This is a genomic window from Neptunomonas qingdaonensis (assembly GCF_900113275.1).
In the GTDB taxonomy this organism is placed as follows: domain Bacteria; phylum Pseudomonadota; class Gammaproteobacteria; order Pseudomonadales; family Balneatricaceae; genus Neptunomonas; species Neptunomonas qingdaonensis.
Window position 1 is genome coordinate 1 of record NZ_FOOU01000008.1, and the last position, 17825, is coordinate 17825.

Sequence of the window (17825 nt, forward strand, 5' to 3'; positions counted from 1 at the left end):
ACCGTTGCCGGCAAACGAATTGGTACAAAGGCTGGCGACGAGCCTTGATCCATTTCCTTCGATTCATTGATCCAGCGTCGAAGCAGGTTTGTGTTAAGGTCATTATCCAAAGCGATGCGTGAAACAGACTTGCCAGAGTGCTGGCTTTCAGCAACCAGCCGGGCTTTGAATTCAGGCGTGTATTGACGGCGTTTTCGGTATGGGCGAGTTACGCTTACGTTGTTCATTTATAGTGTCCACTAACGAATAAGTGGACACTATCATGACGCCTGCCGCACCAGGCTCAAGATGGGTTTACCGGACGCTTACCATATAGTTGCCATGCAGCAACTTTATCTTGTTCCTGCGGTTTCCATTCAGCATCAAGAAAAGGCGTTTTTATTTTAAGAGAAGTCATTCCCCAGCTATCGAGCCATTCACTCCATTTCATGTGAGTATCCTTTCATTTTCTTAGCGTTGCCACTCAACCCTGGATCTGTTATTTACAAAATTTGGGAATGAATTATCGGGAATTACTTTTGTACGGGTCAGAAATGCCTCATGAATCCATTTCTGAACTTCATTGGGGTTACTTGACCAATCATAAATTTTTGCGAAATCCCCAAGGGCATTGTTCACTAAGCGAGGAGGTATTGTTTTTTCATAGTATTTCCGGTCAGGGTTATTGGTCGTATTAAAGAAACCGGTACTTTGCATCAACCCCTGTTTAGGAGGCTGGTAGCTTGGTAAAAGGATACCGATAAGACCAGAGCGAGGACTGTACTGAGTATGCCGAAGCGAAGCGCCAATCTCCCAGTCTACATGCTTACGTTTCCATGTTTCGGATCCAATAAGGACAACTGTAACTGTTGAGTCTCGAAGATATTTATCACGGATTATCTGGCGAATTCGATCAACTTGCATGTGTTCATTGATGTCTCCGATCCTGACAGAGTGAGAGACCATAATATCGTGATGATATACAAACATTCTTTCAAATTGATCCCGGTAAGCTTGATCGTTGGCGTGGTGGTAACTTACAAATACTTTGTGTCGTTGACTCATCTACTGGACTCCATTTCCAATATTCCTTGAATAAATCACTATTAAAATCATAAACATAATAGATCAAGCTAGAAATTTTTGTGGTTTATCTATTTTGCATAATACTTTTTCAGCTTCATTTAAAGGTTATAACATTAATCCGTTTAAACAATTTGAGCAAAAAAAATTGAAACTTACTTAGTTTGGAAATGGAGAGCGTCATGATTGTTGATAGCTCCCTGCTTCCTTTACTGGAAGTGAATTAATGTTACATTTCAAACTCTGCAAATCGAACTTCAGGTAGTGCATCTTTCTTGGCTTCTTGTAGTATTCGAAGTAATTCACTATTTTTAGATTGGGTAGTTTTCAGTATGTCCCTTGTAAGTCTAACAATCGCTGCTCGAATCAATGATGCACTCACTGCTTCCTTGCTAGAAGGTGATATATTTCGATAATCGGTGTTATCAAATATTATAGGTAGCGCTTCAATTAAGGATTCTGTCTCATTTCCAGAAAGGTAGTCCTTGTTATACATTTCGTTGGCCGTCCCAAGCAGGGCTGCCAAACCGGTTATACGCGACCCTATTAGATAAATTAACCTTAACGTCAGCCTAGTAGTCGTTTCAGAATTGCCTATATCTCTCCATTTCAATAGTGCATACGATGAATAAGCAATTTTATTCGCGTTTTGAGTTTGAAGACCTTGCCTGATGATTGACTCAACTCTTTCCACAAAGTGATTATTTGCTTTCGCAAAGTAGAGGAATGCTTCAATGATAGTCTCTGCTGATCCCACTTCAACGTAAAAGGAGTACAACTTTTTGAAATTCTCTTCGGTCAGTAATGTAGTTGATAATGAAGGAACTATTGATTTGGAAAGAGCCTCGCCAATCAGGCTGCCTATTTCTTCTTGATCGTTGAATCCGAATGGATCTGCATCTTTTTGGATTTTTCGCCAAACAACAAGTCGCTCAAAATTAATACTCGCTTGCTCTTCATTTGGGTACTCTTTTTCTCCCTCTGCTGTGGCTGCGTTTATAATATCTAGCAATAAACCTCGATAAAAGAGGTTGCTGTCAGAGGCTTCAAAAAGAAATTTCCTGACAAGATTTCTTACAGCACTATGGTTTTGACTTGGGAGTTTAAGCAGAACGTATTTCAGGAGCCCTGTTTCAGGAATATTTTGGAAATCGGGAGATTTTCCCCATATTTTTTCGGCAATTCTATCCCGTTCAATAGCCGTTAAAAAATTCTCCATTATTAATGGAAGAAGGCGAATGAGAGCAGGAGAACTTCTAGCACCGCATGGGGCTATACTATCAATAATTTCATCTATACGACGATCCAGAACGTTATTCTGACTTCTATTCCCTGGGAACTCAATCACTGGATTAGGCCAGTTTTCGTGATTACTTATACTAGTTTCTGTTTGCAGCGGAAACGACAACGCCTCAAAGAGCAACTCGTGGTGCTGAGACTTTGGAATACTTTTGAGCGCGTAAGTGATCATATGACTGAGCGCATCGAACAGCCAAAAATGATTGAGCTTTTCATTATTTCCTAGCTCGGTAGCTAATCGAAAAACAACCTTGGCTTGCTCTGGTGTTGCGCGCACCGAAGCACGGGCAAGAACTTCGATAAAAACACGCAAGCGATCAATTGCATAACGGGTGTTATTTTTTTCGATTGTAAGCCCTTCTGAACTCCAGTATTTAATGGCTTGAATACAGCGATCCAGGAGGTAATCCGCAGCATTTTGCGTTAAATTTGCTATATTAGTACGAGAAAAAACTACGGTTAGCACATGTGATTGGTCGCTGTTCATTGCGCGGATGGCGAGAGAAAAGCGATGAATAAAATCTATATCGTGTAGTTGAACCAGTCTGGATGCTGCTTCTGTTATGAAGCTAACGTTATTCCATCTTAAAGGCATGCCAGCAGAACCTAAAATGCCATCTATTAACAAGAGAGGGTGTGCTGAGGTATTGAACGTTACTGTTTTGGAATGATCTTTATATCTACCTGGTTCGAAGGATGGTTCGATTTCTTCCCGTTTAAGTTGGTTTTCTAATGCCTTGGCAATTTTCTCTTTAATAAACTCGATATGATCTAGTGGAGCGCATTTTATATTCTGGTAAAGTGAAGGGAGTTCTCTGTACTTTGTTTCTGGAGACCAAATTTCTACACCACGTAATAACCATTCTGCCCATGCAAGGCGCGACAATATGTAAATCGAGTTGCGGTCATTACGATATTGTCCGAGCAGCTCATGATATGCGCCTGCTATTAATTTCTTTCCTTCATCGAATCGTCCCATTTCTGCTAAAAGAGATGCCTTTTTTAACTTCCATATAGGATCTCGATTTGTGATTTTCTGTGTGTTCTTTTCGATAGAAGGAAAGTCAAACTTGTCTCGCGCTACTATGGCTTGAAAGTACGCAAGCTCATCTGCTGATTCTGGCCAATGCTTCGTATCTCTCTCCAAGATTGCAATAGTCGTTTCTCTGATATTCTTGGATTCACCCTCAGTAGCCCAGCGTGTGCTCTTGAGCAACAATAAAGCAATTTCCATCTGTTGCTTTTTGGTTAACGCGCAAGGTTTGGCTGGATCACATATCTCAAGCATTTCTTTAACATTCCATGAGCGAACCAGGTCATAAGTGACGGAAGCCCTCCAAGCGATTTCATAAAGTAGTTTTGCTCGGCTATCTGGGGCCATTTTAGATAGGTTTTTTTCACTAGGAAATGGGGTGTTAATTTGGCTCTGTAATTGTTGCCGTAGCATACTTGGGCAAACTAACCAGCCAGGATATGACTTTCGATCTGTTTCAAGTAGCGGGAGCTGCTTTTCTAATAATGCTGCAGCATATTCTGGATTATTGAAGGTTTTTTGCTGCTCTTCGGTCGTTATAGTGGATCCCTGTAATTGCGTTGGATGCCACTCCCAAACAGGTTTCGGTTTGAGGTGCTGCAAGGTTTGAAAAAATATTTTAGTTGCTTCTAAATGTTTTGTGTCGTGGTTATCGTAATGTGTGACAAGTTTAGTTAAATCAATAGGCGCTATATTGATGGATTCAAGATATTTCCTTTTCGCAACAGTTAAGTTTAGAGCTCCGACAAGGTAAATACGGCGGGAGTTTGTTGCCAACTGATCTCTTACCCAGCCTGTCCATTGTAAAAAATTGGGGTCATCGCCGGAAAATCCTAGCAGGCAGAGTTCGTTCTCAATGAAAACTTGTCTCGTGAAATTGACGAAAGCCGCATGGCTCTGTGGGTATTTTCGGTAGTCCTCTTGAGTGAATATCAAATCTTCCGTTACGTTGATAGTTCCATGTAATTTGACAATACGAGGGGAGCGAAACCTAGAAAGGTCTTCCTGCCTAGAAACCACACTGTAAACGGGTTGATGGACCTTTTTTGAGGCGCACTCAAGTAAAGTGTCCCAGTTGGTAGTTAAAACCTCGGACCAGGGGAACTCAAGAAGAAGCTTATGGAGCTCGCCTGGTATCCATGCTTCATCGTTCACCTCTTTCTTGACCAGGTCAAGAAGTGCCTGCTTACCAAAGTAAGCGCTATACTCTTCAGCTAGACGTAGGGGGTCAGAATTACTGTTGGCACCTAGCTCTTCTGCTAATATTTTAGAAAGATCGTACCAAAGTGGCAGTGTGCTATTAATATCGCCAGTAGAAGCCGCACTTCTGCTGAAGCCTGCACCCACCATAACGGCTGCGCCGTGGTATGCATTGTCTTGTTGCCAAAGTGCCGCTGAGAGTTTCTTCAACGTGGTGTAATCGGGCAAATTAATAATATTCTTGTTTTCGGTAACTTCCTTATTCATACCAGCTCCTTAGTTTTTACCTATCGATAAAATACAGGTAAATCAATCAAATAACATCATGTGGTATGGAGAGCACTCCCTCTTTTTCTAATGGATCAAACTATATGTGGAATTCTGATTGTAGCCTGTTGTTCTATTGAAATATCAACTTTCACATACCCCGCAGGTTCAAGCGACTTATGCTTCAAGGCTATAGGGCTAATTTACCTTAAATGAACCATAGTAGTTGTCTAGTAAACTAGTGGCGATTCATTAGCATCTTTTTTGAAGGCCCTAAAAATAGAGCTACATAGCTGATGGTGGCCTCATACAAGAGTGCCCCATATTTAGTAAACAAGTATTTTGAAATAGTAAACGCTCATTCCTACATGGGAATTTCCTTGTTAATAGCACCTCATGATATTTGGTTTATTCTGGTAACTTGATAAGAAGTTGTGCATTATCGCTTAGGTAATAAAGTGCAGGTAAGTTATCGCGTCAGTTCATATCGTTAAAACGCACATGTATATTTTCAACGGAGGAAAATGACAGCTGCAGTCAGGAAATCTTTCTTATTAATCCTTTATTGAATTAATGCACGCTAAGCAGTATGCGGCTAAACGCGTATGCGCAGTATTAAAATCATGGGCTGAATAGCCATAAAAGCCTACCGAACAAGGAAAGAGTGCTTTCTCAAGGGGGAGTTATGCCGTTTAGACCAACTGCTGAACACCGAAGAAACGTAAAGGGTGTCATTTATCCGCTCACCGCCGCAGTAGCGCGAAGATACGGTATACGTAACGATGGTGCATATCCGATTGGCGCTTTTTATACCCTTCATATAGACAACCGAATCTGGAGTTGCGTCGGGGGAATTTGGTTTCGGCCAAGTGATCCTTTAACAATCGAAAACCGAAACGTGAAGGAAGAAGATATCGTCCTTTTTCTGAGAGCGATCGAAAGCGGAGAGCCGACTCAACTTCGTTCTGGGAAAGCCGTTACATGGGAAGCCATTCCGCAAGCAGAAGCTTCTGAACTTCCCGATTCTTAATTACGTGAAATTATCTGACAAGGTGGTCAAGCTACTTAACAAATTGCCTTACTGGACTTTATACAGTTTCGCGGTTTTTGATAAGAAGTAAAGGTAGTAAAACCACGCATTGCGGGAGTTATTGCGTCTATAGCGATGGATAACGAATGAACACTGAAGAAAAATACAACAGAAGCCTCTCATTTTGGCGCCACTCTATGTATTACATGAACCTCGTTCAGGCATCATTAACAGAAACGGTTAGTAGTGAAAATATGTGGACTGTTGTAAGTGATGAGGAACTCTCGATAGAAAGATATAACGAAATTACTCGTTGGAGTGATTTCAATATTGCTGTGCCAATTTTCTACAATTTTTATCATGCGCTAGAACTTCTATTAAAAGGGTTTGTATTGTATGACCACCCAAATAAGAAGCCGAAATTGAATCACGACATTGAGCAACTGCTCAGAGATTTCAATAAAAGCTATAGTGATCATGCCCGCTTGGCTAGCCTTTTTAAAAAGTACATAACACCAAATGAGGGGCTTTTAAAAGAATTCTTTGTTTCAAATAAATCGTCAGCCAAAGGATACTATGAAGTTCTTCGTTATCCAACGAATCGGGACTTTGAAAAAACCTACAGTCATATGGCCCTCAAATATAACGGAGAAGCTGGAAGGTTGTTCTTTAGCGAAATGAATGGCGATATTTCCGAGTTGCGCACTTTAGCTGTAGAGTTAGGAAGAAATATGGAGGTTACCAATGTATAACAATCATACAATTATAATCAGTCCCCAAGTATTTTCTTCTAATTTTGCAGAGATTTGTTCTAGTTCATCTGTAAAAAAATTTTATTTATCAGATGGTTGAGTAGATAATAAGTTAATCTACAATGCAAATCATATCAAAAAAACACGCATGTGTAGTATTAAAATATTAGAATTTCGAGCAATAAATAAAATATGAATAAATATTGTACGTATAGCATAAGACGATTTTATGAACTCTTTATAAGTAGGCGTTTTGATCAAAATGATGTGGCACTATTTATTGTTTTAGCAAGAGATTACTCTAAAAAGGGGAGTGTCATTCGAGAGCTTGGCGATTTTCTTGCTCATCCCCAACAAAAAGATAGAGGGATTGTAATAAATAGCATTAATAAACTTATGTTGGAGTTTGAGGAGTATTTAGAAGATGACTATAGGTTACCTCAGGGGCTCCCTGAGAGCGTGCCTCGGTTTGAAGGAATAGGAGGTGATGATGAAATTATTCGAGATTTAAGTTTGATATTTGAGTCATTCGGTATTAAAAAACTAGACATTAATAAGAATAATAAAAGTTATAGAGAATTAGTTTTCTGTCTCATTTTTTTACTTGGTAATTTCAAAATAAAATATCGTGATACTATACTTGATTTAGAAATATCCTATTCGAGTTCTTTAGCTCTTAAAGCTCAATGTATGAGTACTAAATTTATTAATCATTATGCCCAAGTTACAATAATTGCTGTTCCTAATATCTGGAGAAGGTCTGATTCTAGTCGCCTAAATGGTCATATTTTAGATGGTTACATTGTTCGACGATTCAAAGAGGGTTTTTTAGGAGCCATAAAGTACGAACAAGCCCTATCTCTTGATACACCAAGTATAAAAGACTTTGGCAGAGGTGAAGTTTGGCCAATGGACGGAAAATAATTTAGCTTGGTCTATAATTTTGCCCCTAAACCTCAGCATCCATTACTGACGTTACACTAAGGCTGAATATCGCCTCAGGTTATATTTTTCACATGTAGTATAATTACAAAATGGGTTCTAGGTTTTTTCGTGGGTAACTTTATGCAATCTTTCACTACATTTTTATGCAAACTTATGCTGCATATTCCCCCGTAACTTGTTGTTTTACAGTTATCGTTTATGCAGACTTTCGGTGCAAACGACAAAATGTCTGATTTACTTAAGTTTCTAGTGTAAAACTGCTGTTGTACGCCTTAGTGGTACACAAGGTGGAGCACATGGCCAGAACCCTCAGCTTAGCTCAAGTGTCGTTTCCAGCATAAGTCTGCCTAAAACCTATACAAGTTTGCATAATTTTCCCCATAAGCATTATTTTTGTAGTGAAATTATGAAGATGGTGGCAGTGCTATGTATCGACGTAACCTCAAACATTACCGCGTAAAAAATCTTTTTACGTTTGCCAGTCTTAAAATGGATCGCGTTATGACCGTTGAATCCCAAGACTAACAGCCCTTGCACAGCCTCTAAACTCCTGAAAGCGAACGTTGAGTGAGCGGAAGAGCGTGGTAGGTGTCGACCCTAAACTGGCGATGGTCTGATCTTTTGTTACTGCGCCACCGAGAGGAGCAAAACAAAACTGTAAACGTTAGCCTGCAACCTACGCTACGCAGGATTGCATCTGCACAAAAAAAACATATTTATATATGTCCTTTATTTTTAAAGAGTTAGCAGAAAATAGTAACTAATAAATATAAATATGTTGCATTGCAGCATAGAGCGCTATACTATTCATCCATCAACTACTTTTCTATATGGGTATACATCATGTTCAATAATCTTCCTACTGCTGACTTCTCTGCTTTTAGCGCTCCTGTACAGAAACTGGTAGAACTAAACACAGCAACTTTCACTAAGGCATTCGAGCTTCAGAAAGCGACCGCTGAGAAACAAATTGCTCAAGCACAAGCTGATTTTAAAGCCCTTTCGTCAATTAAAGACGTTGAAGCACTAACTTCTTTTGTTAACACGAAATCTGAAGAAGCTAAGGCAAACCTTGAAGCGCTACAGACCGAAGCTCAAGCATCTGTAGCAAGCAGCCAGGCTTACTTTGCTGAAGTTCAGGCTATCCTGTCTGAAAGCACTTCAGCCGCTAAAGCGCCTGCTAAAAAAGCTGTTTAATTTAAGCTAGTTTTAAAAAAGGCTCCCATCAAAAATGATGGGAGCCTTTTTTGTGCCTGTGACCCAGAGCGGGTCAAAGATTTAAAATCGTGTACGTATTCGTAAGCCAGAAATGGCAATCAGCGCCCCCCTACGGAGCACGAACCTGCACAAACGGTTTATCTTGCTTGGCACAGAGCCCTTTAAGCCGCAAAGCGACCCTAACCGGTCAAACGAAGGCCAAAACATTCCAATTATTAAATCAACCGCTACATGAAATGATAGCGATAAAACATAAGTGCAGGTATCGGTCCAAACAGGCTTAACTTAGCGCCATTCTACTCTGTCCCATTTATACTGGCGGCGGTTGCAAGTTGAGTAATATGGTCAGGGAATTTTGAAATAACCGCTCGAACCATTCTGGCCATTGTTTTGCACTTTGTACTTGATACATCTTTGTTGAATATAGTTTATGCACCAGCGCTGAGGAGTTAAGTAAACTGTCCCGGAATCCCCGCCTGAAGGGTGTTGTGGGGGCTGAGGGTTCCTCGGTTACCTGATCAGGCGTTTTTATCTGAACTAATCTTTTTTAAGGTTAATCTAGTACATCAATCTTTCCAGCTTTGCATGAAAATGAATTTCCGGACGTTGCAGATATTTGTATTTTGCTCACACGAACTTTAACTCCTTTCTGCAACTTTTTTCCATTTTCCATTAGTGACTTGATTATTGATGGCTCAATACGCGCTATACCTGCACATTTTTCTTTCCATTCCGAATTGGATGGTGCATCAATGACATGTCTATGCCGACCAGCATCACGACGATATATGCCTACGACATAATTACCAAGCCATGCCGAATCCGAAGGAAGGTAATCTTGATCGGTTTTCGATTGATAAGGTGTATGCGTAAATTGTTTATTGTGTTCAGCATCACACTGCTTTCCTAATTTAACTGTTTGACCTGCGGCTTGTTGCTTAGCTGCCACAAGACAAAAGCGCCAACAGAGCTCGTATCCATGCTCAGAGCATCGGTCTGCCTTGTCGCGATAAGAGAGTGTGGCTGCAAAAACTGCATTACTACAAGTAAGTAACAAAACCAAAAGGTAACACGGAAATAGCATGTTATTCATAAAAACTCCTTTGCCTGGCTGTTCTATTTTTCGTGATCGTTAAAACGGTTGTCAGCACTTTTATGCTTATCGAGGCTGTGGAAAAATGCCGTCCACAACCGCAGAAACTCCATACCAGAATTGTTGTTGAGACCAGGGGTTCGCAGCGTGCATCTTTTTTGTTTGTGAAAAAGCGTAAGCGTCTACTCGGAAAAAAATGAATTAAAATCCACGACCAAAAGCAGGCGATCAGTATACATATGTAGATATAAAGGCTGACATTGTAATTAGGGGTCATTTTGGGATATTCGATACAATTTCTACTGCCCATTCAAATTCTAGGAAATTACCAACGAAAACTGCTACAGCAAACCAAAAAGCGATAACAAGTAGTACTTTTAAGACCGCTATAACCGCCTTCAGAATGTAGTAGCCGACGTAGAGTAGAGCCGCGGCGGCAAAAAAAGTGATTACACTTGAGATTAACGATTCAACAATGTCATTTTTTTCGCTATACACGACGAAGCCGACAATAGCTGCGATAAGGAAAGACAAGCCACAAACTGTGTCTGAAATATCCTCTTTCTTATTTGTTTTTTTCGATTTGGACGAAGTTACGCCGGAAGTAGTAGACCCGGAGCCAGTCTTATCGGTTTTGTTGCCACTCCTTGCCGGTGTAGCATAGGAAGGAGGGTCAACAACAACTCCAGTTGCATTACATTGCCAACAAGGCTCTGTTATTTCACTAGATGATTTGCCGCTTCCAGCGCATGCAGAGCAAGCTTGATCTGTGCTTGAACCATAGCCTCTGCCGCCACATGAATAACAATCGTGGTAACGGCCAGATGGTAAAAAACATTGACCTGAACATACGTTACAGGTTGCCATTCAACTATCCCCTAACGCCTAGATCAGTTGCGGCCTTAGGCCGCCAACTCCAGTCAATTGTGGTAAACACGAAAAGTATCGGATACATCAGTACTAAGCCTCACTGGCTCAAATGATTCTCGTCACTGCTTATAACTGCCAATACAAGTTACGTGCCAATAGTCCTCATTGCCTAATGAGTTGAAATATATAGGAATATCTAATAGAAGCTCATCGTTTATTTACCTAAGCGGGTCAAAATTCCCCCATAATCCTCAGCAAACAATCACAAAAAAATATAATTTTTTTAAGGATAATCAGAGATTTATTAATGAGAGTAACTATTGAGCGGATATGGGGTATAAACAACCCGCCTATTGCAGGAAACAAAGCAGGTTATATTCATTGCGGAAATGGTAAATCAAAAGGTGTCGAGGGAATTTTACGGATGTTTTACGTTTAACGCATGACTAAGCGGCAATAAAATAGCTGGCTAAAATTAACGAGGACCGAGCACATAACCTAAACAATCTAAGTATAGATATTTAAGCTTGAATGACTATATTTGGCACTTAGATGCCATCTGAGAAAGAGACGACCATTCTATTTTCTTGGGCGCAAAGGAGCAGTGATAACTCTTAAGGTATAGGTATCCAGCACCCTAATAGGGAAGAAACATAAGTAGCTAATAACCACTTAACAGGAATCGATTAAAATCACAGGCTTGCTTAGCGTAATCGGCTACGTCCTTGTAGAGTTGTGAGTCTCGATCTGCACGGTAAATAGCAGCATATCGAACCTGAGGAAGTTTGGGGTTAATGTCTAGGGTTCGAAGCTGTCCTTGTTCAATTAATGAACTCATTGCCTTCAGTGGTAGGTAGGTGATGCCAAAACCGGATAATGTCAGGCCTAGCTGTGCAATCAGATTGCTGCTGATCAGTGCCTGGCTGGTTTGCACTTTATTTTGAGAAAACCACCGATCGTAGATAAGCCCTGTACCCGACCGCGAACCCTGCATCAGCACATTAAACTGAGCAATATCTTGCAACGCCATTGGACCCTGAATATCTGTGTAACCGGGAGTACACATCCAAGCATTTTCCACCGATCCGAGTGGTTGCACTTTAAAACGTGCGTCTTCATGAATATCAGGGACGATAATAAAGTCTAGTAAATCATCACTCATCTTATCGAACAACACTGAACTGAGTTCAACCTGCGGCTCGAGAATTAGGCGTGGATAGTTCTCTTCTATCATCTTTACCAATTTCGGTAACCAGGTTAGTGCCGTCAGTTCCGTCACACCAATCCGAAAGCGCTTATGCAGAACTTTCGGGTTAGCCATACGCTCAAGCATTTCGTCTCGCATCTCAATCAGATCTTTCGCCATAAGTAATAGCTCGCTGCCTTTTTCCGTAAGTCTGGCAGTGCGCCGAGTACGATCAAAAACTGACATGCCGAAAGCTGCTTCTAACTCGTTGATCCGCTTTGAAATTGCAGACTGCGTCGTATGTAGTTTTTCGGCTGCTGCTGCAAAATTACCCAATTCCGATATCCAGTACAGAGCTTCAATTTGTTTGAATGTAATCATTACCTGATCGCCTTTTTATTCTTTAAAAACCGCATTGCGTAACTTGAGTCAAGACACTGAATATTCTGAGATATGTCTAAACATTGTGCCGTCTGGTTATTAGCAATAATTATTTTCTTAAAAGAGATGTGTTAAGTTAAATATATATCACTTTTTTCGATGGTTAGTCTAAGGCTAATTATAAGAAGTTCATAAATGGATCTTAACTACTCCTTTGCTTGAATTGAATTGAGACTGCATCTAAATGGCAAAGGATTTGATGACGAGAGTCGGTAAAGGTGATGTCAATAAACGACAACTGTTGAAAAAAAGGAATGCAAAAGCATTCTAACTATTCGCTTTTTTTTATGTTTTTGTTTTTTTAGACTGTTTCCAAGGTTATACAGCATCTGGAAAAATCTCGGTCGAGCACTTGCTTTATATCCACCATAATAATCAGCAGGGTTTATCCATGAAGAACGTCCACTCGATAACTAATGAAGAGCTTTACACTTCGCCACTGAACGCAGATCTGCTGGAGCAGATCCGTTCACAATTCCATTATGTCGATCAATGCCCGTATGCCGGTAAGCGGATCTATTTTGAAAGTGCGGGTGGGTCTTTGACGTTGAAGTCTGTCATTGAACGTACTGCTGAATTAGGTGCAGTGCCGGACAATGAGCACCGAAATAATGCAGCTTCTATAGCAATGAGTGTTGTTGTTGAGGAAGGGCTGGATAACCTGCGAATGCTTTTCGGTGCAAAAAGTGGGGTCGTCTTCGGTGGAGAAACGGGTTCAGAGTGCCTATTCCGATTGGTAAGAAGTGCTGCGGTTGCAGCGCCCGCAGGAGGCTCTATTTTATCCAGTGCTGTCGAGCATCCTTCAACTTATAGTGCTACTCAACTCTGGGCCGAGAATACTTCAAGGGAATGGGTTGAGGTACCTTTCGATACTAAAAGTGGTGTTGTCAGTGCTCAGGATTACGCGTCTTGTGTTCGCCCCGACACGCGTGTTGCTACGGTTATCCACACAAACCCCGTGACCGGAGTGGTAATGGATGTAAAGGCAATCATTGACGCGATTCGAGCTACTGCTCCTGAGTGCTTTATTATTGTAGATGGTATACAGCATGCTCCCCATGGCTATCTGGATGTGGAAGATTATGGTGCAGATGCTTACGTCTTATCGCTATACAAGGTGTACTCCAAATTTAATAACGGATATGCATGGCTCTCCGAGCGAATGAGCCGCATACCTCATGATCGGCTGATAGGTAAACCAGATAACGTATGGGAGCTTGGTAGTCGTGACCCGTCTGCATTGGCGGCTATTACAGAAGTAGTCAAATATCTTGCTTGGTTGGGTCAACAGTTTACCCAAGAACCAAGTACCAGAGATCAACTTCGTGCAGCGGGTAAGGCGATGCTTCAGCATGAGCATGCACTGATTTCGACGCTTCTGAACGGTAATAATAAGTACAAGGGCCTTTTAAATATGGAAGGCGTGACAGTCGTTGGTACCACTGACATTAATCAACGCGAAGGTGTTGTTTCATTTGGTGTCGAGGGCTGGGACGCCGCCAATCTTGTATCTGCACTGGATGGGCGTGGGATACGTATTCACGCGCGGTCAAATGACCTCTACTCCGGCAATATTCTACGCCCGCTTGGTCTTGAATCTGTAGCCCGGTTTTCCATGGCTCACTACAACACCAAAGAGGAGGTTGAGTTTTTTCTGGAACAGCTTCTAGAAATTTTAAAAAAATAAAAGAAACATTCACTTTTTGATAAAAAATAAGGATGAAATCGCATGACAACAAAAAATAAGCTTTCAAAACTAATCATTTCAACGGCTATTAGTTTGGCCGCCTCTCTCAGCGTTACGACAGCCAACGCAGAGCAAAGCTATGTGACTATCGGTACGGGTGGTCAGACCGGTGTTTACTATGTTGTTGGTCAGTCAATGTGTCGTTTGGTTAACCGTGGCACAGATGAGCATGGTATTAAGTGTACAGCACCATCAACGGGAGGGTCGGTTGCCAATATCAATGCTATCCGTCAAAGCCAGTTGGATCTGGGAGTAGCCCAATCAGATTGGCAGTTTTATGCCCTTAACGGCACTAAACATGATTCTTTTATCGAACAAGGTAAATTTGAAGACCTACGTGCCTTGTTCTCCATTCATAGTGAGCCATTCACTGTGGTTGCCCGTGCCGATTCAGGCGTTGAAACGTTTGATGATCTGGTCGGCAAGCGAGTTAATCTGAATAATCCAGGTTCGGGAACCCGCGGCACGATGGAAGTTATCATGGCTGAAAAAGGCTGGACCCGCGATTCTTTCAAGTTGGCAGCTGAACTTAAATCATCTGAGCAGTCTCAGGCGCTGTGTGATAACAAACTTGATGTCATATTGTCAAATGTAGGCCATCCATCGGGCATCATTAAAGAAGCAACGACGTCTTGTGATACAAAACTGATTCCAGTGACAGGCCCTGTTATCGATAAACTCATCGCTGAAAATGCTTTCTACGCTCCAGCAGTAATTAAGGGTGGTCTTTACAGAGGTAATGACAACGACATAGATACCTTTGGTAACGCAGCTACAATGGTTTCTTCAGCGCAGGTTGATGCCGATATTGTTTACCAAATAGTCAAAGCGGTCTTCGATAATTTCGATAACTTTAAACGTCTGCACCCTGCGTTTGCCAACTTGGATCCTAAAGAAATGATTGCTAACGGTTTGTCTGCACCTTTGCATGAAGGCGCTATTCGTTACTACAAAGAACAAGGCTGGATGTAATTTAAGACTAGCCAAAGAAGGGGTGTTACACCCCTTCTTTCTTATTCCTGATTCCAGTGTTGGGAGATGAATATGACGGATTTAGACCAACAGAACAAAAACACGCAAACAGCACTCGATGAAAAAGAACTGCAAGATATGGTCGCAGCCAGTGATACTGGCGCACGTATCCCGCACGGTTGGCAGGGTAAACTGCTATTAGGCACCGCGCTCGTCTGGTCACTTTTTCAACTATGGATAGCATCACCCCTACCTTTTTATGACTGGCCTCTCATCGGCAGCTTTGGTATTTTCAACGACACCGAAGTCCGTGCTATTCATTTGGGTTTTGCTACGTTCCTGGCATTTACGGCCTATCCGGCCCTTGCTCATTCACCACACCATCGTGTCCCACTTAATGACATGATTCTCAGCGTTGTGGCTGCTTTTTGTGCTTCCTATATCTTCCTGTTTTATGATCAACTCGTGAGCCGCCCAGGCCTTCCCAATACACAAGATTTAGTGGTCTCTGTTGCCGGGATTATCTTATTGCTCGAAGCGACACGCAGAACACTGGGTCCGCCATTGATGATCGTGGCGATTGTATTTTTGACCTACTCACTGGCCGGCCCTTATATGCCGGATATCATTGCCCACAAAGGCGTTACACTTAAAGAGCTTGTCAATCACCAATGGCTAACCACTGAAGGCGTTTTTGGTATTGCGCTTGGCGTGTCTTCCGGTTTTGTATTCCTGTTTGTTTTGTTTGGCGCACTGTTAGATAAAGCAGGGGCAGGTAACTACTTCATACAGGTCGCATTCTCCTTATTAGGTCACATGCGTGGCGGTCCGGCTAAAGCGGCAGTCGTTGCTTCAGGTCTGACCGGGCTTATCTCAGGCTCATCCATTGCCAATGTGGTCACCACCGGTACGTTCACCATTCCGATGATGAAACGTGTGGGTTTCTCGGCTGAAAAAGCAGGCGCGGTTGAAGTGGCGTCTTCTGTTAACGGACAGATTATGCCGCCGGTCATGGGAGCCGCTGCATTTTTGATGGTTGAATATGTGGGTATCTCTTATGTCGATGTTATTACCCATGCCTTTTTGCCAGCACTGATCTCTTATATTGCACTGGTATATATCGTGCATTTGGAAGCGCTCAAACTAGATATGCAGGGTTTGCCACGTCGTGGCGCGATCAAGCCCTGGCACCTGCGTGTGATCGGCTTGTTGACCGGGTTTATGGTGACGGCTGTTATCGCCGCTGTCGTTTACTATGGCATTGGTTGGATTAAGCCTACCTTTGGTGAATATGCCGGATGGGTGATTGCTGCATTATTAACGGTGACTTACCTCTACTTAGTGCGTTACGCAGCGGCCGTGCCTGATCTGAAAAAAGAGAGTCCTGATTCTCCGATGATTCAGCTTCCTGAAGTGGGCCCAACGGTTAAGTCCGGTCTGCACTTTCTATTGCCGGTGGTTGTACTGGTATGGTGCTTGATGATTGAACGTTTGTCTCCGGGGCTTTCTGCTTTTTGGGCCACCGTGTTGATGATCTTTATACTGGTGACACAACGACCTTTAATGGCATTTTTCCGCCGACAAGGGGGGATCGGCACACAGCTGAGAAGAGGGGCTAATGAACTGATTGACGGGCTGATCGTCGGTGCCCGTAACATGATTGGTATCGGTATCGCCACGGCAACCGCCGGTATTATTGTGGGAGCAGTATCGCAAACCGGTGTGGGCTCTGTACTGGCGGATTTGGTTGAGATTCTCTCAATGGGTAACTTGTTACTCATGCTGATTCTGACAGCCATATTGAGTCTGATTCTGGGGATGGGATTACCCACCACCGCTAACTACATTGTGGTTTCATCGTTATTAGCGCCGGTCGTAGTCACCCTCGGGCAAGAGTCGGGCTTGATCGTCCCATTGATTGCCGTTCATTTGTTCGTATTTTACTTCGGTATTATGGCTGATGTAACGCCGCCGGTCGGTTTGGCGTCGTTTGCGGCGGCGGCGGTGTCCGGTGGCGATCCGATTCGTACCGGGTTTGTTGCCTTCAACTACAGTATGCGTACGGCCGTTCTGCCGTTCTTGTTTATCTTCAACACCGATCTTTTGCTGATTAATGTGACGTGGCTTCAAGGGATAATGGTCTTTATTGTTGCCACGGTCGCCATACTGATATTTACCGCGGCCACGCAAGGCTTCTTTATCGTGCGCAACCGTTGGTATGAGTCACTGGTGTTGATATTAATCGCGTTTTCGCTTTTCCGTCCGGGTTTCTGGATGGATCAAATCGTACCGCCTCATAAGCAAATTGCAGCTACAGAGCTTACTCAAGCGGCAGACTCGATGGTGGCAGGCACTGAGTTGCGCCTCTGGATTAAGGGTGAAGATGCGGTGGGTGACGACCGCTCATTTATGGCCAGTATGCTATTAGGTGAGGGGGAAGATGGGGCATCACGATTGGAATCAGCAGGCTTAGGTTTACTCACCAAGAATGGTAAGACTATCGTTGATTCCATTGGGTTTGACAGCGCTGCAGAAAAAGCCGGACTGGATTTTGATCAGGTTATTACGGCGGTGGATGTGCCACAAGCACAGCCTGCTAAGGAGTGGATGTACATACCCGCAATGGCCATATTTGCCTTGATTGTCTTACTGCAGCGACGCCGTAAAAAGCCTTCAGCAGCGATAAGTAATCCGGCAAATGCTAGCTAGC

14 protein-coding genes are annotated in these 17825 nt (G+C 42.5%); 7 read left to right on the plus strand and 7 right to left on the minus strand.

What is annotated here, in order from left to right; genetic code table 11:
• The 4 genes from BM099_RS12160 to BM099_RS12170 all read right to left on the minus strand — a co-directional run.
• Positions 1 to 227 (minus strand): transposase (locus tag BM099_RS12160; RefSeq protein ID WP_143083768.1); only part of this gene is annotated, 227 nt, incomplete at its 3' end.
• Between the two features lie 56 nt (positions 228 to 283).
• A complete protein-coding gene (locus BM099_RS20440) occupies positions 284 to 430 on the minus strand; it encodes a hypothetical protein (RefSeq protein ID WP_177201167.1) in 147 nt (48 codons plus the stop codon).
• Positions 431 to 450: 20 nt separating this feature from the next.
• Positions 451 to 1044, minus strand: coding sequence for a TIR domain-containing protein (locus tag BM099_RS12165; protein WP_090728402.1), 594 nt, complete (start codon positions 1042 to 1044; stop codon positions 451 to 453).
• Positions 1045 to 1291: 247 nt separating this feature from the next.
• On the minus strand, positions 1292 to 4861 hold the full coding sequence (locus BM099_RS12170) for an SIR2 family NAD-dependent protein deacylase (protein WP_090728403.1): 3570 nt from the start codon (positions 4859 to 4861) through the stop codon (positions 1292 to 1294).
• 685 nt (positions 4862 to 5546) lie between these two features.
• Here BM099_RS12170 and BM099_RS12175 point away from each other — a divergent pair.
• The 4 genes from BM099_RS12175 to BM099_RS12190 all read left to right on the plus strand — a co-directional run bounded on the left by BM099_RS12175 (position 5547) and on the right by BM099_RS12190 (position 8785).
• Positions 5547 to 5891 (plus strand): hypothetical protein, encoded by a 345-nt coding sequence (locus BM099_RS12175; protein ID WP_090728404.1) that lies wholly within the window; start codon positions 5547 to 5549, stop codon positions 5889 to 5891.
• Positions 5892 to 6037: 146 nt separating this feature from the next.
• Entirely contained in the window at positions 6038 to 6643 is a 606-nt protein-coding gene (locus tag BM099_RS12180) for a hypothetical protein (RefSeq protein ID WP_090728405.1), read from the plus strand.
• Between the two features lie 192 nt (positions 6644 to 6835).
• Positions 6836 to 7567: a hypothetical protein gene (locus tag BM099_RS12185; protein ID WP_090728406.1), complete on the plus strand. Its 732-nt coding sequence runs from the start codon at positions 6836 to 6838 to the stop codon at positions 7565 to 7567.
• 864 nt (positions 7568 to 8431) lie between these two features.
• Positions 8432 to 8785, plus strand: a complete 354-nt coding sequence (locus BM099_RS12190; RefSeq protein ID WP_090728407.1) for a hypothetical protein — start codon at positions 8432 to 8434, stop codon at positions 8783 to 8785.
• Positions 8786 to 9359: 574 nt separating this feature from the next.
• On the opposite strand, the gene BM099_RS12195 is transcribed toward BM099_RS12190, so the two are convergent.
• The 3 genes from BM099_RS12195 to BM099_RS12205 all read right to left on the minus strand — a co-directional run bounded on the left by BM099_RS12195 (position 9360) and on the right by BM099_RS12205 (position 12336).
• Complete coding sequence (locus tag BM099_RS12195; protein WP_090728408.1) at positions 9360 to 9899, minus strand: hypothetical protein; 540 nt, start codon at positions 9897 to 9899, stop codon at positions 9360 to 9362.
• Positions 9900 to 10172: 273 nt separating this feature from the next.
• Positions 10173 to 10766 (minus strand): hypothetical protein, encoded by a 594-nt coding sequence (locus BM099_RS20325; protein ID WP_143083769.1) that lies wholly within the window; start codon positions 10764 to 10766, stop codon positions 10173 to 10175.
• 664 nt (positions 10767 to 11430) lie between these two features.
• Positions 11431 to 12336 (minus strand): LysR family transcriptional regulator, encoded by a 906-nt coding sequence (locus BM099_RS12205; protein ID WP_090728410.1) that lies wholly within the window; start codon positions 12334 to 12336, stop codon positions 11431 to 11433.
• A gap of 451 nt (positions 12337 to 12787) precedes the next feature.
• Between BM099_RS12205 and BM099_RS12210 the strand changes: the two genes are divergently transcribed.
• From BM099_RS12210 to BM099_RS12220, 3 genes are all read left to right on the plus strand, one after another.
• A complete protein-coding gene (locus tag BM099_RS12210; RefSeq protein WP_090728411.1) occupies positions 12788 to 14083 on the plus strand; it encodes an aminotransferase class V-fold PLP-dependent enzyme in 1296 nt (431 codons plus the stop codon).
• Between the two features lie 42 nt (positions 14084 to 14125).
• Positions 14126 to 15115 carry a TAXI family TRAP transporter solute-binding subunit gene (locus BM099_RS12215; RefSeq protein WP_090728412.1) on the plus strand — a complete coding sequence of 330 codons (990 nt, stop codon included), beginning with the start codon at positions 14126 to 14128 and terminating at the stop codon, positions 15113 to 15115.
• A 72-nt stretch (positions 15116 to 15187) separates the two neighbouring features.
• On the plus strand, positions 15188 to 17824 hold the full coding sequence (locus BM099_RS12220) for a TRAP transporter permease (RefSeq protein WP_090728413.1): 2637 nt from the start codon (positions 15188 to 15190) through the stop codon (positions 17822 to 17824).
• Position 17825 lies beyond the last annotated feature (1 nt).

Bases quoted from the DNA above. Each gene is read 5' to 3' on its own strand.
- BM099_RS12185 (WP_090728406.1), top strand. From the start codon at position 6,836: ATGAATAAATATTGTACGTATAGCATAAGACGATTTTATGAACTCTTT.
- BM099_RS12210 (WP_090728411.1), top strand. From the start codon at position 12,788: ATGAAGAACGTCCACTCGATAACTAATGAAGAGCTTTACACTTCGCCA.
- BM099_RS12180 (WP_090728405.1), top strand. From the start codon at position 6,038: ATGAACACTGAAGAAAAATACAACAGAAGCCTCTCATTTTGGCGCCAC.
- BM099_RS12170 (WP_090728403.1), bottom strand. From the start codon at position 4,861: ATGAATAAGGAAGTTACCGAAAACAAGAATATTATTAATTTGCCCGAT.
- BM099_RS12190 (WP_090728407.1), top strand. From the start codon at position 8,432: ATGTTCAATAATCTTCCTACTGCTGACTTCTCTGCTTTTAGCGCTCCT.
- BM099_RS12220 (WP_090728413.1), top strand. From the start codon at position 15,188: ATGACGGATTTAGACCAACAGAACAAAAACACGCAAACAGCACTCGAT.
- BM099_RS12175 (WP_090728404.1), top strand. From the start codon at position 5,547: ATGCCGTTTAGACCAACTGCTGAACACCGAAGAAACGTAAAGGGTGTC.
- BM099_RS20325 (WP_143083769.1), bottom strand. From the start codon at position 10,766: ATGGCAACCTGTAACGTATGTTCAGGTCAATGTTTTTTACCATCTGGC.
- BM099_RS20440 (WP_177201167.1), bottom strand. From the start codon at position 430: ATGAAATGGAGTGAATGGCTCGATAGCTGGGGAATGACTTCTCTTAAA.
- BM099_RS12215 (WP_090728412.1), top strand. From the start codon at position 14,126: ATGACAACAAAAAATAAGCTTTCAAAACTAATCATTTCAACGGCTATT.
- BM099_RS12195 (WP_090728408.1), bottom strand. From the start codon at position 9,899: ATGAATAACATGCTATTTCCGTGTTACCTTTTGGTTTTGTTACTTACT.
- BM099_RS12165 (WP_090728402.1), bottom strand. From the start codon at position 1,044: ATGAGTCAACGACACAAAGTATTTGTAAGTTACCACCACGCCAACGAT.
- BM099_RS12205 (WP_090728410.1), bottom strand. From the start codon at position 12,336: ATGATTACATTCAAACAAATTGAAGCTCTGTACTGGATATCGGAATTG.